We start from the raw sequence: 2,002 nt of genomic DNA on the forward strand, positions 1-2,002 counted from the left end.
ACCCACCTCGAGGCGCCGGCGCAGGCGCCGCCCGAGCGGGCGGTCGGCTCGCGCGAGCTGCGCGCGCTCGCGCATGCGCTGTCCGAGGTGGTCGCGCAGCGCACCCACCAGTTGCGCGCGAAGGAGCAGGCGCTGCGCACGCTCGGCCGCGTGATCGACGCGATGCCCGAGGCGGTGCTGGTGTACGACGTGACCGGCACCGTGCGCATCTGCAACGAGGCGATGCAGCGCCAGTTCGGCTGGCGCGGCGAGCAGCTCGTCGGTGGCCGGCTCGACCGCATCATCCCGCCGGGCGAGCGCTACGACTTCATGCGCACGATGCTCGACTTCGCGGCGCACGGCGCCGGCCAGCGCACGCGGCTGATGCTCGACCGCAGCATCCTGTGCGCCGACGGCACCGCCGCCACGGTGCGGCTGTACGGCGAACTGATGAAGCTGCCGCACGGCCCGAAGATGTGCCTGTTCCTGCGCGACATGACGCAGGAGCTGCGCGATGCGCGCGCGCTGGAGGCGGCGCTCGCCGAGGCGCAGCAGTCGGCGCAGGTGAAGTCGCGCTTCCTGGCCAACATGAGCCACGAGATCCGCACGCCACTGAACGGCATCGCCGGCATGCTGGACCTGCTGACGCGCTCGTCGCCGACGCCCGACCAGCGCGAATACATCGACGTGATGCGGTCGAGCGCCCGGCTGCTGCGCAACCTGCTCAACGACATCCTCGACCTGTCGAAGATCGAGGCCGGACGGCTCGAGCTCGAGAGCCTGCCGTTCGACCTGGAGGAGCAGCTGCACGATGCCTGCGTGCCGTTCAAGGCGCTGGCCGAATCGCGCGGGCTGCGCTTCGAGGCCCGCTTCCACGTCGGCCACCCGGTGCTGCTGGGCGATCCGTTCCGCATCACGCAGATCCTGAACAACCTGCTCGACAACGCGATCAAGTTCACCACCTCGGGCGGCGTGCGCGTCGAGGTGGCCGAGTCGAGGGATCCGCGAGCGCCCGACGGCAGCCGCATCCGCATCTCGATCACCGACACCGGCGTGGGAATTCCGAAGGCGCTGCAGAAGCGGCTCTTCGCCGCCTTCACGCAGGCCGACGAGTCGGTCACGCGGCGCTACGGCGGCACCGGGCTCGGCCTGGCGCTGTGCCGCCAGCTCGCGCGGATGATGGGCGGCGACATCCAGGTCGAGAGCACCGAGGGCCGGGGCTCGTGCTTCGAGGTGATCGTGTTCCTGCCGCGCGCCGCGTCGACCGCCGGCTTCGTGCACACCCAGCCCGACAGCAGCATCGACACGCTGGCGCACGGGCTGTCCGGCCAGCACGTGCTGGTCGTCGACGACAACCGCATCAACCAGATGCTGCTGCGCAAGTGGCTGCAGCAGGAGGGTGCGCACGTGGAGATCGCGAACAACGGCGAGCAGGCGGTCGAGAAGGCGGCCGGCGCGCACTTCGACGCGATCCTGATGGATGTCTCGATGCCGGTGATGAACGGCTACGACGCGGCGCGCGCGATCCGCGCGATGGGCGGCGTGACGGGCTCGGGCCACACCAGCGGGGCGAGCGTGCCCATCATCGGCGTGACCGCGCTCGCGATGGGCGGCGAGCGCGAGCAGTGCCAGGCGGCCGGCATGAACGACTACATCACGAAGCCGGTTGACCGCAACGGCCTGATCCGCAAGCTCGTGCCGCTGATCGCCGCCAACGAGCCGCTGCCGGAACTGCCGGAATTCATGCCCCGCATCAGCCTGACCCCCACCCTGGAAGCCGCTCACTCATGAACTTTCCGAAGGTCACCTTCGACACCCGGCGTGCGCTGGCCGATTTCGACGGCGATACCGACAGCATCGCCGAAGTGCTGCTCGCGTTCCTGGAAGACCTGGACACCGGCCGCACCGCGCTCGAAGACGCCCCGGCGCGCGGCCGCGCGGCCTATGCCGCGGTGCTGCACGAGCTGGCGAACTCGCTGGAATCGATCTGGTGCTTCGACGCCGGCCGCCGGGTGCGCGAGAT

The 2,002-nt window shown here is 70.4% G+C and carries 2 protein-coding genes; both read left to right on the plus strand.

Translation table 11 applies throughout. The annotated features are described in order from the left end of the window. On the plus strand, window positions 1-1,770 hold a 1,770-nt coding region (locus tag AC1D01_RS32150), incomplete at its 5' end, for an ATP-binding protein (protein WP_477873563.1). Continuing rightward, window positions 1,767-2,002: hypothetical protein (locus AC1D01_RS32155; RefSeq protein ID WP_477873564.1), on the plus strand; the 236-nt coding region annotated here is incomplete at its 3' end. The genes AC1D01_RS32150 and AC1D01_RS32155, both read left to right, overlap by 4 nt.

Source organism: Rhizobacter sp. P3_B12 (genome assembly GCF_056402895.1).